Genomic DNA, 1,933 nt, shown 5'->3' on the forward strand with positions numbered 1-1,933 from the left:
CGTGCCGGCACGCGCCACCACCACCAGGCCGGTCTGCTGGTACGGCACGGCGTCGAAGCGCAGCTCGCGCGCGGGCTGGCGCAGCACGCCGCTGATCACCATGCCGCAGCGCCCGGCCTCCAGGCTGGGGAACAGCCCGATGAAATCCATCGTCACGAAGCTGACCGGAACATGCCAGTACCGGCCCAGCCAGCGCGCCACGTCGATGTCCACCCCCGCCAGGTCGCTGTCCGACGTGCCGTCGATGAACGTCATGGGCGGCAGGGTCGGGTTGGTACAGACGACCAGCCGGCCGTCGCGGACGAAGCCGGGCCGGCCCTCGGCCCCCGCCGGGGCCTGGGCGCGGGCGCCCTGAACGGTCAGGCAGGCCACCACCCAGAACAGGAGCGGCAGGAGAATGGTGGCATATCGGCTGCCGGACACGCATGCATCCTTCTTGCTGGGTCTGAAGCGCCATCATGGCGGGGGCGGTGCTCGCCGGCGCCAGCCTATCACGGTCCCACGCGACGGGGCCATGCCGGGACAATATGGCGGGTGGACGGGGAAGAGGTTGAAAAACCGACATTTTTCCGTCTTCCGCCGCGATTGCTGAACTTCACTTTGATCGTTTCATATTTAATCCGGAACGACACCGCCGGACCTTCCGGCGCGTCGCGCCCGTGCGTCCTGGCGCGGGGTGCGCTAATATCCCGGTTATTCGTCCGTGTCGTTTTCGCCTGTCGGAGGGTCATAATGGAGAATCTGCAAAATACCGGGACCCAAACCGCCGAGGGGACCCGGCCCGACGAGGGCGCGCTGCGCCGCGACCTGGCGGCGGCCTATCGCCTGCTGGCGCTCTTTGGCATGACCGACCTGGTCTATACCCACCTGTCGGTCCGCCTGCCGGGGGCGGCGCATCGGTTCCTGGTCAATCCGTACGGCTATCTGTTCGAGGAAATCACCGCGTCGTCGCTGGTGGTGGTCGATGCGGACGGGCTGCCGGCGCAGCCCACCCTCTATCCGGTCAATCCGGCCGGCTTCGTGATCCATTCGGCCATCCACCGCAGCCGCCCCGACGCGGCCTGCGTGATGCACACCCATACGCTGGCGGGCATGGTGGTGGCGGCGCAGGACGTGGGCATCCTGCCGCTGAACCAGATCAGCATCGAATTTTCCGGCGACGTGGCCTTCCATTCCTATGAAGGGATCGCCGCCGACGACAATCTGAGCGAGCGTGAGCGCCTGGTGCGCGACCTGAGCGACAGGAACGCGATGATCCTGCAGAATCACGGCCTGCTGACGGTCGGGCGCACTATCGCCGAGACGTTCTATCGCACCTATTATCTCGAGCAGGCCTGCCGCATCCAGGTGGCGGCGCAATCCACCGGGGCGGCGCTGCACGTGCCCTCGCCGGAGAAGGTCGCCCGCACCCGGCGGCAATTCGCCGAGGAGGCGGACAAGGGCGAACTGGCCTGGCAGGCGCTGCGGCGCAAGCTGGATCGGGAACAGCCCGATTACCGGGATTGATGCGGGGACCAGGCCGGGCTCAGGCCGCCGGACGCGGCAGGATGGCGACGAAGCCAGCGGCATCGCCGGGCGCGTCGTCCCGAAACGGGGCGCCCTCGGGCGCTCTCTCGGGCGTCGCCACGGAGGCTGGGCCGGCCGGACCGTCCGTACGGAAATCCATATGAAGAAGCCCGAGGATCGCCCGGGCCTGGCGGCCGCATTCATCCTCGGCCAGCCGATAGCGCACCAACCGCCCCTGGCGCCGGGTGGCGACCAGGCCGGCACGGCGCAATTCGGCCAGTTGCTGGCTGAGCGCCGGCTGGCCGATGCCGGTCAGCGCCTCGATGTCGCCCACCGCGTATTCCTTTCCCCGATCGCCGTGCCCCGCCAGCAGCGACAGGATCATCAGCCGCTGGGGTTGCGCCAGATGGCGCAGCCGCTCGGCCAG

At 68.5% G+C, this 1,933-nt stretch carries 3 protein-coding genes; 1 reads left to right on the top strand and 2 read right to left on the bottom strand.

Going from position 1 to position 1,933, the window contains the following annotated elements; translation table 11 throughout:
• The coding region (locus HUK84_RS16495) for a transporter substrate-binding domain-containing protein (RefSeq protein ID WP_176641249.1) at positions 1–423 on the bottom strand (423 nt) is incomplete at its 3' end.
• A 309-nt stretch (positions 424–732) separates the two neighbouring features.
• On the opposite strand from HUK84_RS16495, the gene HUK84_RS16500 reads away from it, so the two are divergent.
• A complete protein-coding gene (locus HUK84_RS16500; RefSeq protein WP_176641250.1) occupies positions 733–1,506 on the top strand; it encodes a class II aldolase/adducin family protein in 774 nt (257 codons plus the stop codon).
• 19 nt (positions 1,507–1,525) lie between these two features.
• Here the strand turns inward: HUK84_RS16500 and HUK84_RS16505 are convergent.
• Positions 1,526–1,933, bottom strand: a 408-nt coding sequence (locus HUK84_RS16505) for an ArsR/SmtB family transcription factor (protein WP_218064424.1), incomplete at its 5' end; no start/stop codon positions are given.

This window comes from Nguyenibacter vanlangensis (assembly GCF_013376155.1).
Lineage (GTDB): Bacteria > Pseudomonadota > Alphaproteobacteria > Acetobacterales > Acetobacteraceae > Gluconacetobacter > Gluconacetobacter vanlangensis.